The sequence below is a fragment of the Thermaerobacter composti genome (assembly GCF_033582035.1).
GTDB classification, from domain to species: Bacteria; Bacillota; Sulfobacillia; order Thermaerobacterales; family Thermaerobacteraceae; genus Thermaerobacter; species Thermaerobacter composti.
In genome coordinates this window covers 546,720-565,104 of record NZ_CP132508.1, presented here as the reverse complement: position 1 = coordinate 565,104, position 18,385 = coordinate 546,720, and the positions used below count along the sequence as shown (strand labels likewise).

13 protein-coding genes are annotated in these 18,385 nt (G+C 75.1%); 1 reads left to right on the top strand and 12 read right to left on the bottom strand.

Translation table 11 applies throughout. The features are described 5' to 3' along the window. Positions 1 to 32 precede the first annotated feature (32 nt). The 8 genes from Q5761_RS02300 to rlmD all read right to left on the bottom strand — a co-directional run bounded on the left by Q5761_RS02300 (position 33) and on the right by rlmD (position 12,377). Positions 33 to 1,841, bottom strand: coding sequence for a hypothetical protein (locus tag Q5761_RS02300; protein WP_318751035.1), 1,809 nt, complete (start codon positions 1,839 to 1,841; stop codon positions 33 to 35). Positions 1,842 to 2,137: 296 nt separating this feature from the next. Next, on the bottom strand, positions 2,138 to 3,235 hold the full coding sequence (locus tag Q5761_RS02295; protein ID WP_318751034.1) for an iron ABC transporter substrate-binding protein: 1,098 nt from the start codon (positions 3,233 to 3,235) through the stop codon (positions 2,138 to 2,140). A 35-nt stretch (positions 3,236 to 3,270) separates the two neighbouring features. Beyond that, positions 3,271 to 4,083 (bottom strand): hypothetical protein, encoded by an 813-nt coding sequence (locus tag Q5761_RS02290; RefSeq protein WP_318751033.1) that lies wholly within the window; start codon positions 4,081 to 4,083, stop codon positions 3,271 to 3,273. Positions 4,084 to 4,130: 47 nt separating this feature from the next. Continuing rightward, positions 4,131 to 5,135, bottom strand: a complete 1,005-nt coding sequence (locus tag Q5761_RS02285) for a glycosyltransferase family 2 protein (protein ID WP_318751032.1) — start codon at positions 5,133 to 5,135, stop codon at positions 4,131 to 4,133. 5 nt (positions 5,136 to 5,140) lie between these two features. After that, positions 5,141 to 7,003 carry an alkaline phosphatase family protein gene (locus tag Q5761_RS02280; RefSeq protein WP_318751031.1) on the bottom strand — a complete coding sequence of 621 codons (1,863 nt, stop codon included), beginning with the start codon at positions 7,001 to 7,003 and terminating at the stop codon, positions 5,141 to 5,143. A gap of 313 nt (positions 7,004 to 7,316) precedes the next feature. Next, the gene (locus Q5761_RS02275) at positions 7,317 to 9,320 is read right to left on the bottom strand and encodes an amidase (protein ID WP_318751030.1); all 2,004 of its coding nucleotides are present in this window, start codon (positions 9,318 to 9,320) and stop codon (positions 7,317 to 7,319) included. Between the two features lie 277 nt (positions 9,321 to 9,597). Beyond that, positions 9,598 to 10,551 carry a hydrogen peroxide-dependent heme synthase gene (gene hemQ / locus Q5761_RS02270; RefSeq protein ID WP_318751029.1) on the bottom strand — a complete coding sequence of 318 codons (954 nt, stop codon included), beginning with the start codon at positions 10,549 to 10,551 and terminating at the stop codon, positions 9,598 to 9,600. A gap of 143 nt (positions 10,552 to 10,694) precedes the next feature. Continuing rightward, entirely contained in the window at positions 10,695 to 12,377 is a 1,683-nt protein-coding gene (gene rlmD, locus Q5761_RS02265; protein ID WP_318751028.1) for a 23S rRNA (uracil(1939)-C(5))-methyltransferase RlmD, read from the bottom strand. A gap of 136 nt (positions 12,378 to 12,513) precedes the next feature. Here rlmD and Q5761_RS02260 point away from each other — a divergent pair, with 136 nt between their 5' ends. Next, positions 12,514 to 12,708: a YHS domain-containing protein gene (locus Q5761_RS02260; protein ID WP_135224964.1), complete on the top strand. Its 195-nt coding sequence runs from the start codon at positions 12,514 to 12,516 to the stop codon at positions 12,706 to 12,708. A 9-nt stretch (positions 12,709 to 12,717) separates the two neighbouring features. Here Q5761_RS02260 and Q5761_RS02255 read toward each other — a convergent pair whose 3' ends face one another. The 4 genes from Q5761_RS02255 to Q5761_RS02240 form a co-directional block, all read right to left on the bottom strand. Continuing rightward, the gene (locus tag Q5761_RS02255; protein WP_318751027.1) at positions 12,718 to 13,788 is read right to left on the bottom strand and encodes a cation diffusion facilitator family transporter; all 1,071 of its coding nucleotides are present in this window, start codon (positions 13,786 to 13,788) and stop codon (positions 12,718 to 12,720) included. Positions 13,789 to 13,949: 161 nt separating this feature from the next. Beyond that, positions 13,950 to 14,762 (bottom strand): ABC transporter ATP-binding protein, encoded by an 813-nt coding sequence (locus Q5761_RS02250; RefSeq protein ID WP_135224962.1) that lies wholly within the window; start codon positions 14,760 to 14,762, stop codon positions 13,950 to 13,952. 280 nt (positions 14,763 to 15,042) lie between these two features. Further along, a complete protein-coding gene (locus Q5761_RS02245; RefSeq protein WP_318751026.1) occupies positions 15,043 to 16,014 on the bottom strand; it encodes an ABC transporter permease in 972 nt (323 codons plus the stop codon). A 284-nt stretch (positions 16,015 to 16,298) separates the two neighbouring features. After that, positions 16,299 to 17,591 carry an ABC transporter substrate-binding protein gene (locus Q5761_RS02240; RefSeq protein ID WP_318751025.1) on the bottom strand — a complete coding sequence of 431 codons (1,293 nt, stop codon included), beginning with the start codon at positions 17,589 to 17,591 and terminating at the stop codon, positions 16,299 to 16,301. Positions 17,592 to 18,385: the final 794 nt, after the last annotated feature.

Here is an 18,385-nt window from a genome sequence, read left to right as displayed (position 1 = left end):
CACGAGCCCGCCCACGGGCGCCCCGAGACCCGTCACCGCCCGGGCGGCCACCCGCCGCCCTTGGCCGGGTTCGTCCGCCGGTGGACCCCGGCCGACGCAGCGGGGGGAGCCGCGGCGCACCCCGCCCGGTCCGCCGCCCCGCGGACCGGCGAAGCCGCCGGGACCGCGGCATCCCCGCGGCGCACCAGCCGCCACCCCCAGGCGCCGAGCCCGGCGAAGACCGCCAGCCAGAGGGCCGTCAAGGCCGTGGTGGTGGGCGTCCACGCCCGGTAGTCCGGGAAGAGCCGTCCCATGGCAGCGAACCACGCCACGGGCATGGCGAAGGGGTCGACGGCCACCGTCACCTGCCCTGCCCCCACCGACCGCACCAGGGCTGCGGTGATCGCCAGCGAGACGGCGGCCAGGACGGCGAAGGCGCCCCGCGCCCGCCGGCCTGCCCGCTGGAGCACCAGGGTGATGGGCAGCGCGTACAGCGGCAGGACCGTCATCAGGGTTCGGCCCGGAAACCACCAGCCCATCATGGTGATGGCGACGAAGGTGGCCACCAGGTGCTGGACGAGGGCGAGAGCCAGCGCCAGGCGACCGCCGCCGCGATCCCGCGCCGCCATCACCCATCCCGGCAGGGCGAGCAGCAGCACCGGGGCCCAGCGGACCAGCCCAAAGCGGCGGTCCACGAACAACCCCCACAGGCGGTAGAACCGGTTGGCGAGATCGGTCAGGTGCGCCTGCAACACCTCCGGGGTCGACTGGCCCGCGTAGACCACGTTGACGCTGTACGGCGTCAGGGCCCCGAACACCCGCAGGTGGAAGAGCACGTAGGGGATGCCGAGGACCAGGGCCGCCAGCCCCAGGGCCCACCGTCCGCGGCGACCCGCCCGCCAGGCCGCGGCGGCCGCCACCACCGCCGCCAGCGGGGCGTACTTGATGCCGAGCCAGCAGAGGGCGGCCAGCAGCAGCGCCAGCACCGCGCACCGGCCGATCTCGCCCGGATGCCCGGCCCCGGGCCCGGGCGCCTGCTGCCCTCGGCCGATGGCCGCGATCCGTCCCCCCAGCCGCCGGGATCCGCCGCCGCACGACCCCGGGGGCACCGGCGCCCGTCCCGTCCCGGCAGGCGCCCAGGGGGGCGGGCCACCCGGCGGCACCGTCGGCCGACCGCCCTCCTCCCCCGCCCCGGATCCCGCCTGGGCGCCCGGGGCCCGTTCGTCCCGCGCCAGCACCAGCAAGGCGGCCACCAGCGCCAGCGCCGCCGGCACCTCGGGGTAGATCTCCGTCGCATAGACGAAGGGCGTCGCGCTGAGGGCCACGGCCAGCGTCGCCCAGGCGCTCCACCGCGTCTCGCCGGTCCGCCGCGCCACCCACACGTACGTCAGGGCGAAGGTCAGGGCGGCCAGCAGCTGCAGCTGGAACTGGGCCCCCCGCAGGCCGGCGAGGGCGAAGCCCGGGATCAGCAGCACCGACAGGCCGGGGTTGTGGGGGCTGAGGATGCGGCCGTCGGCCGTGGGCACCGACTGCATCCAGAGGCCGTCGGGGTGGTCGAAGAAGCTTCGGTAGGACGCGCGCGCATACTGCTGGCGCAGGTCCAGATCCCCGTCCTCCAGCAGGCTCTGGGTCGTCAAGAGGTAGAAGGGCTCGTCGCCGGTGATGGCGGCACCGCGGCTGGCCCGCAGGTCCGCGGACAGGCTGTAGATCACGGCGAGGAGGAGGAACAGGCCCACGGCCCGCCGCGCCACGTCCGCCTCCCCGAACGCGCGGCGCGCCGCGGGCACGGCGCCGGCCGGGCGCCGCCCTGGCCGGGCGGCCTTCGGCCCAAGGCTGCGACTGCCGAAGACGGCCTGGCGCACCTCGTCACCTCCCGGCGACGGGGCCGGCGGTGCCGCCCCCGCCCTCGTCTCGCCCCCCTCGGGGACTCGGCCCTGACCGCCCCTGCCCCCTGACCGCCCCCCGCTCCCGTCCCTGGCTCCCCGCCCTTTGACCCCTTCCCCGGGTCGCCGGGCCAGGGGCTGGGGTCCCCCGGCGCCTCGAGGAGCTGGGCTGCCGGTGCCCGCTGGCGACCGGCGTCACCGGGCCAAGGGCTGGGGTCCGCCGGGGGAGCGGGGCGCCGGACGGCGCCCCGCTCCCCCGGGCGCCCGGCCACCGGTCAGGGCAGCACCCCGGTCTCCCGCAGCAGGTTCAGCGTCTCCCGCAGCTGACCCAGGTCGCTCTGGTCGATGGCCGGCGGCTCGAGCTCCTCCAGCGGCGGCACGCCCTCGGGCAGCGGAACGCCCGGGATCATCGGGTACTCCTTGGTCTCCTGGGTGAAGTAGCGCTGGGCCTCCTCGCTCAGCAGGAATCGGACGAACCGCTCCGCCGCCTCCCGCTGGTCCGTGGCCTTGAGGATCGCCACCCCCGTGACGTCGATCACCGCCCCGGGGTCCCCGTGCTTGAGGAAGTGGTTGCGGGCCGCGAAGTCCGGGCCGAGTTCCTCCATCAGGCGCGGGACGTAGTAGTGGTTGGCCACGCCGATGTCCACCTCGCCGTCGGCCACGGCGCGGACGATGCTGATCAGGTTCGGGTACTCCTTGGGCTCGTTGGCCTTCATGACCTCGAGCCACTGCCGGGCGGCCTCCTCGCCCTCGGTCAGGCGGATGGCGGTCACCAGGATCTGCCATTCCCCGTGGGTCGGCGCCCAGCCGAAGCGCCCCTTCCACTTGGGGTCGGTCAGGTCCATGACCGAGTCGGGCAGCTCGCGCTCGTCGATCCGGTCCTTGTTGTAGACGATGACCTTGGACCGGCCCGACACGCCGATCCACTGGCCGTCGGGCGAGCGGAAGCGCGGATCGACCTTCTCCAGCACGTCCCGGGGCAGCTCGGCCAACAGGCCCGCCTCCCGCAAGGGCCCCCAGCCGCCGGCGTCGGACAGGTAGAGGACGTCGGCCGCGCTGCGCTCGCCCTCCTCCAGCAGCGCGTTGACCAGCTCGGCCGTGCTGGCGTACCGGACCCGGATGTCGATGCCCGTCTCCCGGGCGAACTGCTCCAGCAGCGGGTGCACCAGGCTCTGGGTGCGGCTGGAGTAGACCACCAGCTGCGGGCGATCCCCGCCCCCCAATGCGCCGCATCCCGCCAGGACGAACCCGGCCAACGCCAGCAGCGCGACCAGCCCCACGGCCCGGCGGGGCCGGCACCGGCCTGGCCGCCACCGCAGCCGCCAGCGACCGGGCCCGCCGGCTCCCCCAGCCCGTCGAGGCGCTCTCCCCACGGACTGCAAGCTCCTCATCCCCTTCGTCCCAGGGTTCACGGGGTCACCGTCAACTCCGCCACCATGCCCTCTTCGAAGTGGCTGACCGCGTGGTCGCCCTCGCCCTCGACGATGTTGCAGATCAACAGGTACCGCCCGGGCCCGAGGTCGAACAGCCCCGAGGCCTGGGTCCCCGCGGCGAAGGCCTCCACCTCACCGACCATCTCCACCCGGTCTTCCGGCACCCGGCCCTCCACCACCGGGAGCTCCTCCGGCTTCTGGTCGGTCCGGATGACGACCAGCTCGTGGGGGTGCTCCGGGCCCTCGTTGGTCACCAGGAAGTAGACCTGGCCCGCCTTGACCCGAGCCGGTTCGACCTCGATGGCCCATTCCTTCAGGGTCACGTCGACCTGGGTCGCGCCGGCGGGCTTGGGCTCCACGTGGCCGGGCTCCGCGCCGGCGTGGGTGCCCGTCGCGCTGCCGGTATGGGTGCCCGAGGCGCTCCCCGTGTGGGTCCCCGAGGCGCTGCCGCTATGGGTGCCGGATCCACTGCCGGTGTGGGTCCCTGAGCCGGTGCCCGTCCCGGTCCCGGTGCCCGTGCCGGACACCGACACGGTGGTGCTCTCTGGGTCGACGGAGACGGTGCCCGGCCGGTCCTCGCCCCGGCCGCACGCGGCCAGGGCCATGGCTGCGAGCACCAGCACCGCCAGGGTCGCCAGCCGGCGTCCCCGCGGTCGGACGGCTCGCGGGCTCCGGCGGCGGACGCCTTCCCGACGCCCGCTCACCTCCCCACGGAAGAGGTCTTGGCGGCCGCCGGCCGGTGGCGGCAGGGCCTCCGCCGGCGACACGGCCGTCCTTGGAATCGCCATGGAGCATCCCTCCCTGGGGGCCGGTTCGTCCGGCCCGGTGATGTCCATCAAGGTGCGGCCCAATGGGTGCTGCGAGGCACGGGCCCGCCGACGTCAAGGGTCGGCCCGCGGGAGAGGGGGCGGCACCCGCCCCCCTCGCGGGCACGGGGCGCGGCGCGGCCCGGACCGACCCGCCGCGGCGGCCGGCCGGCGACCGCCCACCGCCCCGGGGATCCCGAATTCGCCCGTCGCCCCGGGACGCGGCCGACGGCCCGCCCGTCCACCGGCAGGGTCAGCTCCCGCCACATGGCCGGAAGCACCCGCCGCACGTAATCGCGGAAGCGGATGAACGACTCCCCCGTCTGCCGCACCCGGTACGCGATGGGCACCTCCGCCAGGCGGAAGCCCTGACGCAGGAGGTTGAGGTTCATCACCTGCGCGTAGTTGTAGTCGTGGACGATCCGGCACGCCCGCAGCGCGGGCCGACTGAAGGCCCGCAGCCCCGTCTGGCCGTCGCTGATCCAGCGGCGCAGGATCAGGGCCTGCAGCAGGGTGAAGGCGTAGTTGCCCAACCGCCGATACCAGCGCATGCCGCGGATTCGGCCGCGGAACCGGGAGCCGAGCACGTAGTCGGCCTGCCCGCGGGCGATGGGGGCGAGCACCGCGGGGATCGCCTCGGGCGGGTACTCGCCGTCGGCGTCGATCATGACGGCGGCGTCGGCGCCCAACCGGTAGGCCAGCCGCAAGCCCTGCCGCACCGTGTACCCGAGGCCGCGGTTGCGGGGATGGCGCACCACCAGGTCCGCCCCGGCCGCCCGGGCGACATCCCCCGTCCCGTCGGTGGAGCCGTCGTCCAGGACCATCACCAGCGTCTGCCAACCGGGCAGGGCCGGGCGCGGGATGCGCCGGATCACGTCACCGATCGCCGCCGCCTCGTTGAAGGCGGGAAGGAAGACGACGACCACGGGTCGCGAATAGGCGGCGAGGCCGAGGGATGGCGGCTTCGACCCGTCGCCCCGCCTGCGGCGGCCGTGCCGGGTCGCCCGCGAGCCGGACATGGGGGTCGCGGCCATGGCGCTCACCTCCCGGCTCCCCCTTCCTGCCGCCGAAGCCCCCGGGACCGCCCCCCGACCGCCGACGGTGCCGGGGAGGTCGGCACCGTCGGGGCGGCCGCCCGCCCCTGGGCCACGGCCGTCGGCCGCCCGCTGGGGGCGTCGCCCACCGCGTTCGCCGGCGCCGTCGCCGCCTCCGCCGCCGGCCCTGCCGCCCCGCCGGTCCGGGCGAGGCGGCTGCCCTCGGCTGTGACGGGGGAGCGAGCGGCGAAGTAGGCATCCAGGTCCGCCACCAGGTCCGGGGAGGCGGCATCGATGGCCTCCTCCAGCACCGGCCCGCGGGCCCGCTGGGGCAGGGGCAGGCCGAGGAGGTGCATCAGCGTCGCCGCCACCGAGACGATGCTGTGGGGTCCCTCCACCCGCCGTCCGCGGGCGATGTTGCGACCCACCAGGAAGAAGGGCACCCACCGCTCCCCCTCGCCCAGGTGGCCGTGGCCGCCGATGCCGTCGCCCTGGCCGTGGTCGGCGCAGATCAGGAAGGTGGCGTCCCGGGTGTAGCCGTGGCGGTGCATCCAGGCGAAGAAGGCCTCGATGTGGGCGTCGGCCTCGCGGATGCGCTCGAGGTACTCCGGGTAGTGGACGCCCCGGGCATGGCCGGTCTGGTCGGTGGCGATCAGCTGGACGACGAGCAGGTCCGGGTCGTCCCGCTGGAGGATCTCCCGGGCCGCGGCCATGATGTTGCCGTCGACCTCGTCCCCGTGCTGCACGCTGGTGATGGCCCGCACGTGATGGCCGAAGGCGTCGATCAGGTGGGCGATGCCCAGCAGGACGCCCTTCCGGCCGTGGCGCGCCAATACGTCGAAGACGCTCTCGACCCGCACCCCCAGGCGCAGCACCAGGTTGCTGGTGATGCCGTGCTCCCGCGGGTAGGTGCCCGTGAACATCGAGCTGAAGCAGACCACCGTGCGGGCGGGGTAGACCGTCTCCATCCGGTCGAACCGGGTCCCCCGCGCCGCCAGCCAGTCGAGGAAGGGCGTCTCGGCCTGCTCCAGCTTGTCCTTGCGGCAACCGTCGATGACGATGACCACCACCCGCCGGGACGGACGTGGCAGCGGCGCCGGGGCCTCGGCGTACTCGGGGTACTCGGCCGGCCGCCAGTTGAAGCCGACGCGGTGGACCACCGCCGCATAGACGGCCACGGCCACGGTGAAGAGGAACACGGGGAGCACCGCCGGCCCGCCGCCCACCTCAGCCACCAGCCCCGCTCCGGCCCCTGCCCCGGCCGCGGCGGGCACGGCCCCACCGGCTGCCGCGGCCGCGGACCCCGCCCCGGCCACCGCACCGAAGGCGCCGCCGGTGGGCGCCATGGGCGAGGCCGCCCCTGCCAGCAGGTGGTGCCACACCGCCAGGGTGAGGAAGGACTTGGGCAGCTGCTCCTGCGCGTTGCCGCTGGTGGAGTCGGCGTTCTTCAGGACCAGCTTCCAGAAGCGGAGGAAGTTCCACAGCGTGGTGCCCGTCCGCAGGTGGTAGTAGACCGTACCCCAGACGATGACGGTGAAGAAGAAGTACAGGCCGGTGGACAGGCCTACCGCCTCGAGGGACGGCCACCCGAAGAGGACGCCGAAGGCGAGGAGGGGTGGCCAGAGGAACCAGCGCAGGTGCAGGGGGAAGTCCCAGCGGACGTACGCCAGCAGCAGGGGGAGACTGGCCAGCAGCGCCCGGCCCAGTCCGGCGCCGCCCCCCATGAGGGCGCCCTGGCGCCAGGCGGGGTCGACGGCGACCAGCACCGCGAACAGGCCCAGGTTGAACAGCGGGTAGAAGCTCTTCCCCTCGTTCAGCAGGTTCCAGGCCCGCGCCGCGAGGACCTCGAAGGCCGAAGCCGCCTTCACGGGGCCGCCTCCCAACCAATAATGAGAATGAATGTCATTCGTGGGATTCCGCGGCCAGTATAGCGGCCCCGGCTGCGGGCGTCAAGCCGTGGCGTCCCGCCATCCTCCGGCTCTCGTCGATGGGCGATGGGGGTCGAGATCACGGCGGCGCGACCGCGGCCGACGTCACCGCAGCGAGGCCGCGGTCACAAGGCGGCGTAGACCCGGTTCCCCGGGTGAAGACGACGCGAAGGGGTCGAGGAGGCGCGGTGGGACGGCGGGCCGGGCCCTGTCCACGCATTGCCGGCGCCCCAGGCCACGGAGGCCGGCGCCGTCACCGCCGCAGCGGGCCGCGGGCCTGCTCCAGCGCCGCGCCCACCCGCAGCACCGTGGCCTCGTCTAGGACGCGGCCCACTACCTGCACCCCGAGCGGCAGGCCGCTGGCGCCGACGGCCACGGGCACCGACAGGGCCGGTTGCCCCGTCACGTTGAACGGCGCGGTCAGCCGGATCAGCGCCTCGGGGACGGGTTCCGGTTCGGCCCCAGCGGGCGTCCACGTCGCCTGGCCGAGGCGGGGAGCCGGGATGGGCAGGGTGGGCACCACCAGCACGTGGCATCGCTCCATCACCGCGGCGGCGCGGCGAGCCAGTTCCGTCCGCAGCCGCTGGGCGAGCAGGTAGTCGCGGGCCAGCAGGAACTGGCCGAGCTCGAACCGGATCCGCACCTCCTGGCTGTAGTCGCCGGCCCGACGGGCCAGGGTCGCGGCGTGGTACGCGCCCCCTTCGGCCAGAGCCAGGAGGCGGTTGACCAGCGTCAGCACCCCCGCCGGAGGGAGGTCGGCGTCCCCGATCTCCACCAGTTCCGCACCCATGTCCTCCAGCTGACGCAGAGCGCCGCGGAAGGCCTGTTCGACCTCGGGATGGATGCGGTCGCGGGCCCAGTCGGCCAACACGCCGATGCGCAGGCCGCGCAGGTCCCCGGTCGCCCCCGCCTCGGCCGCCTGGACCAGGCCCCGCGCCGGCGCCCCCAGCGCCGCGGGGTCCAGGGGGTCGGGTCCCGCCAGCACCTCCAAGACGCGGGCCGCGTCGGCCACCGTGGCGGCCAGGGGACCGGTGTGGTCCAGGGACCAGCTCAGCGGTACGGTCCCGTGGCGGCTGACCCGGCCGTAGGTGGGCTTGAGGCCGACGGTGCCGCAGGCGGCGGCGGGGATGCGGATGGAGCCGCCGGTGTCGGTCCCCAGGGCGACGGGCAAGAGGCCGGCCCCCACCACCGCGCCGGATCCGCCGCTGGAACCGCCCGCCGAGTGCTCCAGGTTCCACGGGTTGTGCACGGGTCCGTGGAAGGGCGTGTCGGTGGTGGCGCCGAAGGCGAACTCGTGGGTCGCCGTCTTGCCGACGATCACGGCGCCCGCCGCCTCGAGCCGCCGGACCACGGTGGCGCTGGCCTGCGCCACGTGGCCGGCCCGCACCCGGGAGCCGGCCGTGGTGGGCACACCGGCCAGGTCGATCAGGTCCTTGAGCGCCACGGGCACGCCGAACAGGGGACCCGGCGCCTCGCCCCCGCCACCCCCGGCCTCGCCCCCGCCGCGGCGCCAACGCACCAGCTCCGCGTCGCGGTGGCGGGCGGCCTCGAGGGCCTGTTCGGCCGTCACGGTGACGAAGGCATGGAGGTGCGGATCCAGGACCTCGATCTGCTGGAGAACGTACCGGGTCACCTCCTCGACCCCGAGCCGGCCGGTGCGGAAGACCTCGACCAGTTCCCCGGCGCTCATCCCGGCCAGGGGTCCGCCGGCCATGACCCGGCGGCCGGGGGCGGCCCAGGGCTGCCCCGGCGGCGCGCCATGGGCCCGGCCACCGGCCGCGGGGGCCGGCTCGACCCGCCCGGCGACGGGCCCGCCCGCTGGGACCGGCTCTGCCGTCCCGGCGACGGGAGCGCCCCCTGGAGCCTGCTCCGCCGGCCCGGCCAGGGTCCCGCCCGCCGCGATGGCGCCGGGGACCGGCCGGGTCGTCCCTTCTCCGGCGGCGGGGCGAGGCGCGGGTCGGGCCGCCCCGTCCGCCCCCGCGGGTCGTGCAACCGGCCGCGCCGCCCCGTATCCCGTCCCGCCGGTCCCGCCCAGGCGCTCGAGGGCCGCCACCGGCAACCCCGGCGCGACGCGGTAGGCGGGGTGGCCCGGGTCGAAGGCCATGGCGGGCAGCGTCTCGCCCAGCACCTCCTCGCCAAAGGCCCGCAGGCGGGCGACCAGCCCCTCCAGGCGGGCCGCCGTCTCCCGGATCACCTCGTCGTCCACCGAGCCGCGGTGCAAGAGCTGTTCAGCCATGGAGCGGACGAGCTCTTCCAAGAGCACACCCCCGTTGCCACGCCTTTGCCGGGGAATTCGTGACGGGCCGGCCCGTCCCTACCCGGCCGGGGGCAACCGGAAGCCTCGGGACGGGCACCCCCGCGGACCCACCTCTGCCGATGGGGCGGCGGCGGCCGGAACGGCGGCGCTGGGCACCCTCCTCAGGCGCCCCGCCGATCCGGGGGCACTGGGCACCTTGCCCCAGCGCCCCGCCGATCCCGGAGCGCCCGGCACCCTCCTCAGGCCTACCGTCGATCCAGAGCGCCGGGCACCCTTCTCAGCGGCCTTCCGCTTCGGCGGCCACCTCGCCGGCCGCCTCGGGACACAGGAAGCGAACCAGGTCGTCCGGATCGGTGCGGACGCCGACGTAGAAGGGGCCGAACTCGCCGTAGCGGGCGCTGGCCTCGTCGAAGCGCATCTCGTAGACCACGCGCTTGAAGTCCACGGGGTCGTCGGCGAACAGGGTGACGCCCCACTCCCAGTCGTCCAGGCCCACGGAGCCGCTGATGATCTGGGTGACCCGCCCCGCGTACTTGCGGCCGATGAGCCCGTGGCTGTGCATCAGGCGGCCGCGCTCCTCGAAGGGGAGCAGGTACCAGTTGTCCGCCCCAGAGCGCTTCTTGTTCATCGGGTAGAAGCAGGCGTGGCGAGCCGGCGGGATCGCCGGATAGAGGCGCCCCCGGACGAAGGGCTCGTGGCGGACGTCCCGCTCGGGACCCCCGGGACCGGCACGGTAGAAGCTCAGCTCGGTCACCGACACGTAGGAGTAGGCGGGCTGCAGGTAGTCGCCCAGCGCCGTGCGGGACAGAGCGGCCTCCAGGTCGCTGAGGGCCTCCAGGGTGGGCCGGAAGTGGAGCCAGAGGAGGTCGGCCTTGTGGCCCACCACCCGGTACAGCGCGCTGGCCCCCTCGCCGGTGTCGGCCGCCGCCGTCACGCGGCGCAAGAACGCCGCCGCCTCCCGCGCAATGGCCGCCCGGCGGGCGATCTCCAGCGACTTCCAGCGCCGCCAGTCCAGGCGGCGGAAGTCGTGGAGGACGAACCAGCCCTCCAGGGTGAAGGGCGGCCGGTTCTGGGTCTCGCCCGCCCCCTCGGTCGCGACCTCGTCTTGGCGTCCATCGGCCGCGGGCCCGGCGGTTCGGGAGACCGCCTCCGCACCGGCCGACGCGGGGCGGGACCCGGCAGCGGCCGCCCCGCCGCCGACGGGCGGCGTGATGTCGCCAACGGAGTGCATGGACATCCACCTCACCGCCACGAGCATGGCAGAAGGGGTGCGCCCGGACAAGGGCCGTCCCCCCATCGGGCGCGGACCCGAGGGACGGTGGCGTCCGCATGACGTCCCGCCCGTCCGCCCCGGGCCCGGCTGCCCCGTCCCCATCACTCGCCGGTTCGTCCCGTGGGAGGAGCCGGTTCGTCCCGTTGGAGGAGGGCCAAGCATTCGACGTGGGCCGTGTGCGGGAACATGTCCACCGGACGAACCGACACCAGTCGGTAGCGGGACCGCAGGTGCCCGCTGCGGGCGGCGCCAGGCCTCCCCGTCCCCGAACCGGCAACGGCCGCGGGCAGGGGCGGCGCGGCCGGCGATCCGGTGGCGCAGAGCACGGCCAGGTCCCGGGCCAGGGTGACGGGATTGCAGGAGACGTAGACGATCCGACGCGGCGCCAGCTCGAGGCATGCCGCGAGGGCGGCGGGATCGCACCCCTTGCGCGGCGGATCCAGGATGATCACGTCTGGACGGCGCCGGTCGTCCCCGGCAGCGGGGACGGGAGGGTCGTCGTCGGGCCCGGTGGCCGCCTCCGCCGCGGGAGGACGGCCCTGCCCCCCTTCCCCGCGGCGGAAGGCCGCGGCCAGCCGCGGCAGGACCTCCTCCACGCTGCCCGTGAGGAACTCCACCCCTGCGAGGCCGTTGAGGGCCGCGTTGATCCGGGCGTCGGCGACGGCCTCCGGCACCACCTCGATGGCGGTCACCCGCCACCGGCCGGCGCCCGGCCGGTGGCGGGCCGCGGCAGCGCGCAGGCGGGCCGCCGCCAGCAAGGCCAGGGTGCCGATCCCGGCGTACGCGTCGATGAGCCAGAAGTCGCCGTCCCTGGCGCCCGGCGCCGGCTCGCCCAGGGCGTGGTCCAGGGCCAGGCGATAGAGGCGCTCGGCCTGGATCGGGTTCACCTGGTAGAACGACGTCAAGCTGATGCGAAAGCGCAGGCCGCCCAGCCGGTCGACGATCCAGGGCCGACCGTCGAGGGGGTGCGTCTCCGGGCCGAGGATCGTGTTGCCCGGGCGGCGGTTCACGTTCTTCACCACCCCGACCAGGGCGGGGACCTCCCGCCGCAGGTAGCGAGCCAGCCGGTCCTCGCCCGGCAGGCCGTCGCCGTTGACCACCAGGCCGGCCAGCGCCTCCCCGCTGCGCAGGCCCACTCGGACCACCAGGTGCCGCAGCAGCCCCTCATGGCGCGCCTCGTCATAGGTCGAGGTGGCCCGGCCGTCGGGGTCCTCCTCCAACCAGCGCCGGAGGGCGGCGATGACCTGGTCGATCACCGGGTGCTGGATGGCGCAGCCCGTCCACCCCATGTCGACCACCTGGTGGGTCCCGGCTGCGAAGAAGCCCATGGCCACCCGGCCGGACGGGAGCCGTCGCACGGGGATGGCGGCCTTGTTGCGGTAGTGCCAGGGCGGGTCCATCCCCACCGCCTCCGCCACCGGTGGCGAGGGGATCCGGGCGATGCGCTCCAGGGCGTCGATCACCATCTGGCGCTTCCACGCCAGCTGCTGGGGATAGGCGAGGTGCTGCAGCCGACAACCGCCGCAGCGGGCGAAGAAGGGACACCGCGGTTCGACGCGGTGGGGCCCGGGCGCCACCACCGCCACGGGCTGGGCCCGCGCGAACCGCCGTTTGACCTCCGTCACGCGGGCGCGCACGCGGTCGCCGGGCGCCACCCAAGGAACGAAGACCACCATGCCGTCGTACCGGGCCACGGCGTCGCCGCCGGCGGCGACGCCGTGGGGTTCGAGCTCCACCACTTGGCCGGGCTCGAGGGGCGCTGGCTGGGTCCGTTGGCGGGCCATGACATCTTCCTCCTGCCCCGCGGCTTGGCAGGGATGCCGCAACGGGGCGCCAAAACCCTCCCTAGGGCGATCCGCCTCGGGCGCGGCAGCGCCGCCGCACCGGGGCCCTTCGCGAATCCAGGGAGGCGGTGTCACCGTGGCCGTCGATCCCGTGTGCGGCATGACCATCGACGAGTCGACCGCCGAGGAGATGGGCGTCGAGACGGTGGTCTACCGCGGCACCACCTATTATTTCTGCTGCCCGTACTGCCGCAAGCAGTTCGAGCGGGATCCCGAGCGGTACCTCCAGGCCCCGGGGGCGCACCACGACGCGGTCCACGGGGACGGCTGAGGCGCCGGCCTACGACCGGGCCGCGGACCGGCCAGCGGGGGCCGTGGGGTCGCCGGGCGGGTCGTTCGTGCCCGACGGACCGCCATCCCCCGGAGGGAGGGGGCGATCGCCGCGCTCCCCTCGGCCGCCGGAGCCGGGCGCACCGACATCCGCGGCGGCGGTCCGGGCGGGGGGGCGGCCGGCCGGCGCGGAGTGGGGCTCGACGTGCACGTGCACCAGCTGGATGTCGGGGTCGCGCCGCAGCGCCTGCTCGACCCGGTCCGCCACGGCGTGGGACTGTTCCACGGTGAGGTCGGGATCGACGGTGATGGTCACGTCGATGGCGGACGCCTTGCCCAGGCGCCGTCCGCGCAGGTCCCGGACCCCCTGGACACCCGGCACCCCTGCGATCCGCCTGCGCAGCCGCTGCAGGCGCTCGGGCTCGAAACCGTCCAGCAGGTCGTGGGTGGCCTCGACCAGCAACCGCCAGGCCGTGCGCACCACCAGCACGCCGACCACCATGCCCGCCACGGGGTCAAGCCAGGGCCAGCCCCGTTGGGCCCCCCAGATGCCGACCGCCGTGCCCAGGCTGACCAGGACATCGGCGCGGTGGTCGCGGGCGGCGGCCCGCAGCGCCAGGCTGCCGGTGCGCTGCGCCAGGGCGCGGTTGTAGAGGTAGACCCCGCCCATGACGGCGGCCGCGGCGAGGGCGACCAGCGCCGCGTAGGGCGCGGGCGGCTCGAGCCGCGGGGTGAGCGCCGCCTGGAGGGCGCCGACGCAGACGTCGAGCCCCACCAGCCCCATCACCGTCCCCACCACGAGCTGGGCGACGGTCTCCGCCCGCCCGTGGCCGTAACGGTGCTCGGCGTCGGCCGGCCGGGCCGCCGCCCGGATGCCCCACAGCACCGCCACCGACGCCAGCACGTCGGTCAGGTTGTTGAGGCCGTCGGCCAGGACCGCCCGCGAGCCCGCCCGCCAGCCGACCGCGATCTTCACCGCGCTCAGCAGCGCGTAGGCGGCGATGCCCAGCCAGGCCCCTCGCAGGCTGGCTGCACGAGGGTCCACCGTCTGGAACCCCCGGTCCCGCACCCCACCCGTCACGGACTTTCCTCCCCGCAAGAAGGTTGCGGTCGTGCAACTTCCCAGACACGGCGGGAGGGAGGTCCGCGCCCCCGCGGCCTCCCTCCGCAGCGGTTCCAGTATAGCGCCCCGCCGTGGCCTCCGCCAGCGGGGCGATGGCACCCCTCCCCCGGACGAACCGGCTACCGCCGTCCGGCCACCCGCTCCCGCTCCTCGTGCCGGCGTGCGGCCAGCACCTCGTCGCGCAGGGCCTGCCAGACCCGCTGGTAGATGGCGGCGTAGGCGGGGTGCGCCCGCAGGCTGTCCAGGTCGCGGTGCCGCGGGATGGTCACCGGCACCTCCGCCTTGATCCGCCCCGGCGAGGCCGTGAAGACCACGATGCGGTCGGCCAGGTGGATCGCCTCGTCGATGGAGTGGGTGACGTAGAGCACCGTCTTGCGGTTGGACTCCCAGAGGCGCAACAGCTCCTCGGCCAGCAGCAGCTTGTTCTGCTCGTCCAGGGCCGCGAAGGGTTCGTCCATCAGCAGGATCTCGGGGTCGACGGCGAAGGCGCGGGCGACGCTGACCCGCTGCTTCATGCCGCCCGAGAGCTGGTGGGGGTAGGCGTCGGCGAAGGGTTCGAGGCCCACCAGCTTGAGGTAGCGGTCGACGATGCGCTCCCGCTCGGCGCGGGGCACCCGCCGGAGGGCCAGGCCGTAGCCGATGTTGCGGCGGACGGTCATCCAGGGGAACACCGACTGCTCCTGGAACACCATGGCCTGCAAGGGCCGGGAGGGATCACGGCGCGCCACCTCGATGGTGCCCGCCGTCGGCGTCTCCAGGCCGGCCAGGATGCGCAGCAGGGTGGTCTTGCCGCAGCCGGAGGGGCCGACGAGGCAGACGAACTCGCCCTCGGCGACCTCCAGGTCGACGCCGTCGAGGGCGGTGATCACGCGCCGCCGGGTGGCGAATTCCTTGCGCAGGCCGCGAATCCGGATCTTCCACGGTGTGGTCATCGCGATCCCCCCTGAAGCCGTCCCTCGCCACGCCGCTCCCAAGCCGGGCCGTCCACCCACCCTCGCCGCCCGAGGCCCGCCGCCGGCGCGTGGGCCGTGTCGGGACGATCCCCGCCGCCGGCCGCACCCGCGCGCGCCCCCCCTGCCGCGGGCCCCGGGCCGGGGCGCCGCAGAGGGCCCAGCGGCCCGGTCCGGACGCGGCACGCCCCACGACGCGGCGTCCGGCGGTGGTCGGCCAGCTTTCCGCCGCGCCGGTGTGCGCCCGTCCCTGCCCGCGCCGCTACCGGGGCCGCCAGGGCAGCACCACCCGTTCCAGCTCGTTGAGCGCCATCGTGAAGACGTAGCCGAAGAAGCTCATCAGCACCAGGCCGATGTACATGGCGGCCATGTCCCAGACCTGGTAGGAGTTCCAGATCAGGTAGCCCAGGCCGCTGCGGGCGCCGATCATCTCCGCGGCCACGATGAGCAGCAGCGACACGCCCATGCCCAGCTTCAGGCCGGCGAAGATCATGGGCAGGGCGCCCGGCCACGCCACCGTGCGGTAGAAGTCCAGGCGCGAGGCGCCGAAGTTGCGCGCCACGTCGATGTAGATGCGCTCGATGTTGACGACGCCGGCCACGGTGTTCACCAGCACCAGGGTGAAGCAGCCCAGGGCGATGGTGACCACCTTGAAGGTCTCGCCGACGCCGAAGATCATCAGGAGCAGCGGCAGCAGGGCGATCTTGGGGATGGGATAGATCGCGGCCACCACGGGCTCCAGGACCGCCCGCACCACCGGGAACAGCCCCATGGTCAGGCCGAGCACCACCGCCGGCACGGCGCCCGCTGCGAAGCCGAGGAGCACCCGCAAGAGGCTGATGCCCAGGTGCTGGACCAGGGTGCCGTCGGCCACCATGGCGGCGAAGCGGACGGCGATCCGGCTGGGCGGCGGGAAGAACCGGACGTCCAACCAGCCCAGCCGCACCAGCACCTCCCAGATCAGCAGCAGGCCGATGGGGCTGGCGATGGAGAGCCACCGCTCTCGGTCCAGCACCGGTCCGCGGCGGGGCCGGGGGCCGCGCTGCGGCCGCCGGCCCCGCCGGTGCCACCGGTCGGCGGAGCCGCGTTCGTCCCCGGTGACCGCGGGCTCCACCGGGGCCACGGCCCGCGGGTTCGCGGACGATCCATCGGATCGATCGACCACCGGCGCCAGCCGGCCGGCTGCCCGCCACCGGGGTCGGCCGTCGCCCTGACCGGGCTGCCAACGGCTCATGGCACTCCCCCCTGGTCCGCAGCGCTCGGTCGCCGCGGGGCCGGGTGCGCGCCGGCGACCGCAACCCCCCGGGGGCCATCCCCCTCCCGCCGACGGCCGAGGCCCCCGATCCGGCGCCGTCGCAGCGTGGACCGGACGGCGGCGACGCCGACGACGGCGGGGTGGGCGGGGATCGCCGACGGGAACGGGAGCGGCCGCCGGGCCGCGGGAGTGGGACCCGGACACCCCCAGTCGCCTGCGACCGCCCCCAAGCTTCACCCGGCACCCGGCGCCAGCCGTGCGCCCTACTTCCCCGGCTTATAGGGACCGAGGACCCGCACCGCGTACTCCACCAGCGACTGGTCGACCACCGCGTCCAGATCGATCTCGCCCGTGAAGTAGCCCCGCTCGCGGTACCAATCGAGCTGCGCCTTGAGGCTCTCCACGTTGAGCCGTCCATCGGGATTCAACCCCGGGACGTACACCTTCTTCCAGAGCTCGGGGTCCTTGAGCGCGGTGTACTTGGTCATGATCGGGATGATCTCGGCCATCTTCGCCTCGTCCCGCTGCACGAAGGCGTCGTTGTAGTCCCGCAGGGCCTTCACGTAGGCCAGCATGAAGCGCTGGGAGAGCTCCTTGTCGGCCACGAAGCGCGGGCTCGCCAGCACCTCGGCGATCTGGAAGCCGGGGGCGTAGTCCCGGGCGGCGTCGCCGAAGCGCTTGAGGATGCCCTGGGCCTCCGCCTGGGTGATCAAGGGCTCGATGTGCATCGCCAGGTCGACGGCCCCGTTGGCCAGGGCGGCGTTCATGTCGCCGAAGGACTTGATGATCACGTACTCCACGTCGTCGCGGCTGAGGCCCGCGTGCCGGAGGGCGAGGTCGACGAACTGCTCGTCCAGGGAGGCCTCCGCCGTGATGGCGATGCGCTTGCCCTTGAGGTCCTTGTAGTCCTTGATCGCATCGGCCTTGTCGGCGGCCACCGTCAGGTTGAAGTACGAGCGTCCCGGGATGTTCTCGCCCTTGGTGGCGACGAGACGCAGGTCGAGCCCGCTCTGGATGGCGTTCCAGAGCCCGACGCTGAGCACCCCCCCGGCCACCTGGACCTGGTCGGCGGCCAGGGCCGGCAGCATGTACGCGCTCGACTCGAAGGTGACGAACTCCGGCTTGATGCACAGGTCACGGAAGTAGCCCTTCTCGGTGGCGATGTAGAAGCCCGCTCCCGAGGGGGCGCCGTCTTCCGCGATCTTGACCGTGACCTCCTGGGGCAGGGGCGGCACCCCGGCGAGGCCCGGTCGCCGGCTGCAGTCCCCGGCGGCGCCGCCCGACCCGCCGGCCGCACCCCCGCCCGACCCGCCCGTCGCCGCACCCGGCGCGGTCCCGCCACCGGGTCCGCCTGCGCTCCCGCAGGCCGCCAGCACCAGGGCGGCCATCAGGATGGCCACCAGCGCGGGAAGAACGCGGCCCGCGCCGCCGGCCCGGCGGGCCGTGCGCCGGCTGGTCGGTCCGGGCACCGGCCCCTGCACCGGACCGGGCGCCGCTTCGTTCTCCCAGGCGCCGGCGGCCGCCGCCACCGCCCCGCCTCGGTCGATTCCCCTCATGCCTCGGACCCCCCGTCGAGAGACTCCATGGACCGGGATCGTGGCACGGGACCGTGTCAGGAATCCTGACGTCCCGGCCGTGACGACTACCCCACGATATGCCGCGGCCATGGGCGGGTGTGCAGGACGGCGGACGCGGCGGGGCCGGGACGGGCGGGCTGGACGGGGGTGCGCGCGCAGGGGGGCTGGGTGGACGAGACGGGGGCCGAAGGCAGGGCCGACGCGAAGCCGGGCCGCCGTCGAGGCCTGGTCGGCGGCTGGAACCCGCTGCGGGGGCCGGCCAGAACCAGCCGCGGGGGCGGCTGGAACCCGCCGCGGGGGGCGATCATCCGGCGCGGGACGGGGGCCGTCCAACGGAGGCAGGAGGGGCGCCCGGCGGGGGTGGCGTCCGGCGCCACCCGGCCGCGGCGGCATGGGGGTCGCGGGTCGGGCGCGCAACGGGGTCGGCCGTCCGGCGCGGGGCGGGGGCTTGCGTCGCGGTGGGGTCGGGTTCTCGGCCGGTCGCCGGCCGGGAGTGGCTCGTCGAAGGCGAGCGATACGGTGGCCCGCAGGGGCGGGACGGGGTTGCGATCCGGGCTCGGGCCTCCCACCCGGCGCGGGACGCGGTCGCGACTCGGGCTGCCACGTGCCTCCGCGCGCGGGACGCGGTTGGCCGCCAGGCGGAGGGCGGGGGTCCCTCGTCGGGCGCGACGGGGTTGCCAATCGGGCGCCGGGCGTCCCTCGCCCGGTCGGACGGGGACGGGGCTGCCCGGCCGGGGCGGGTTGGGCGCCGGATGCGCCCTCGGGAACCGGGT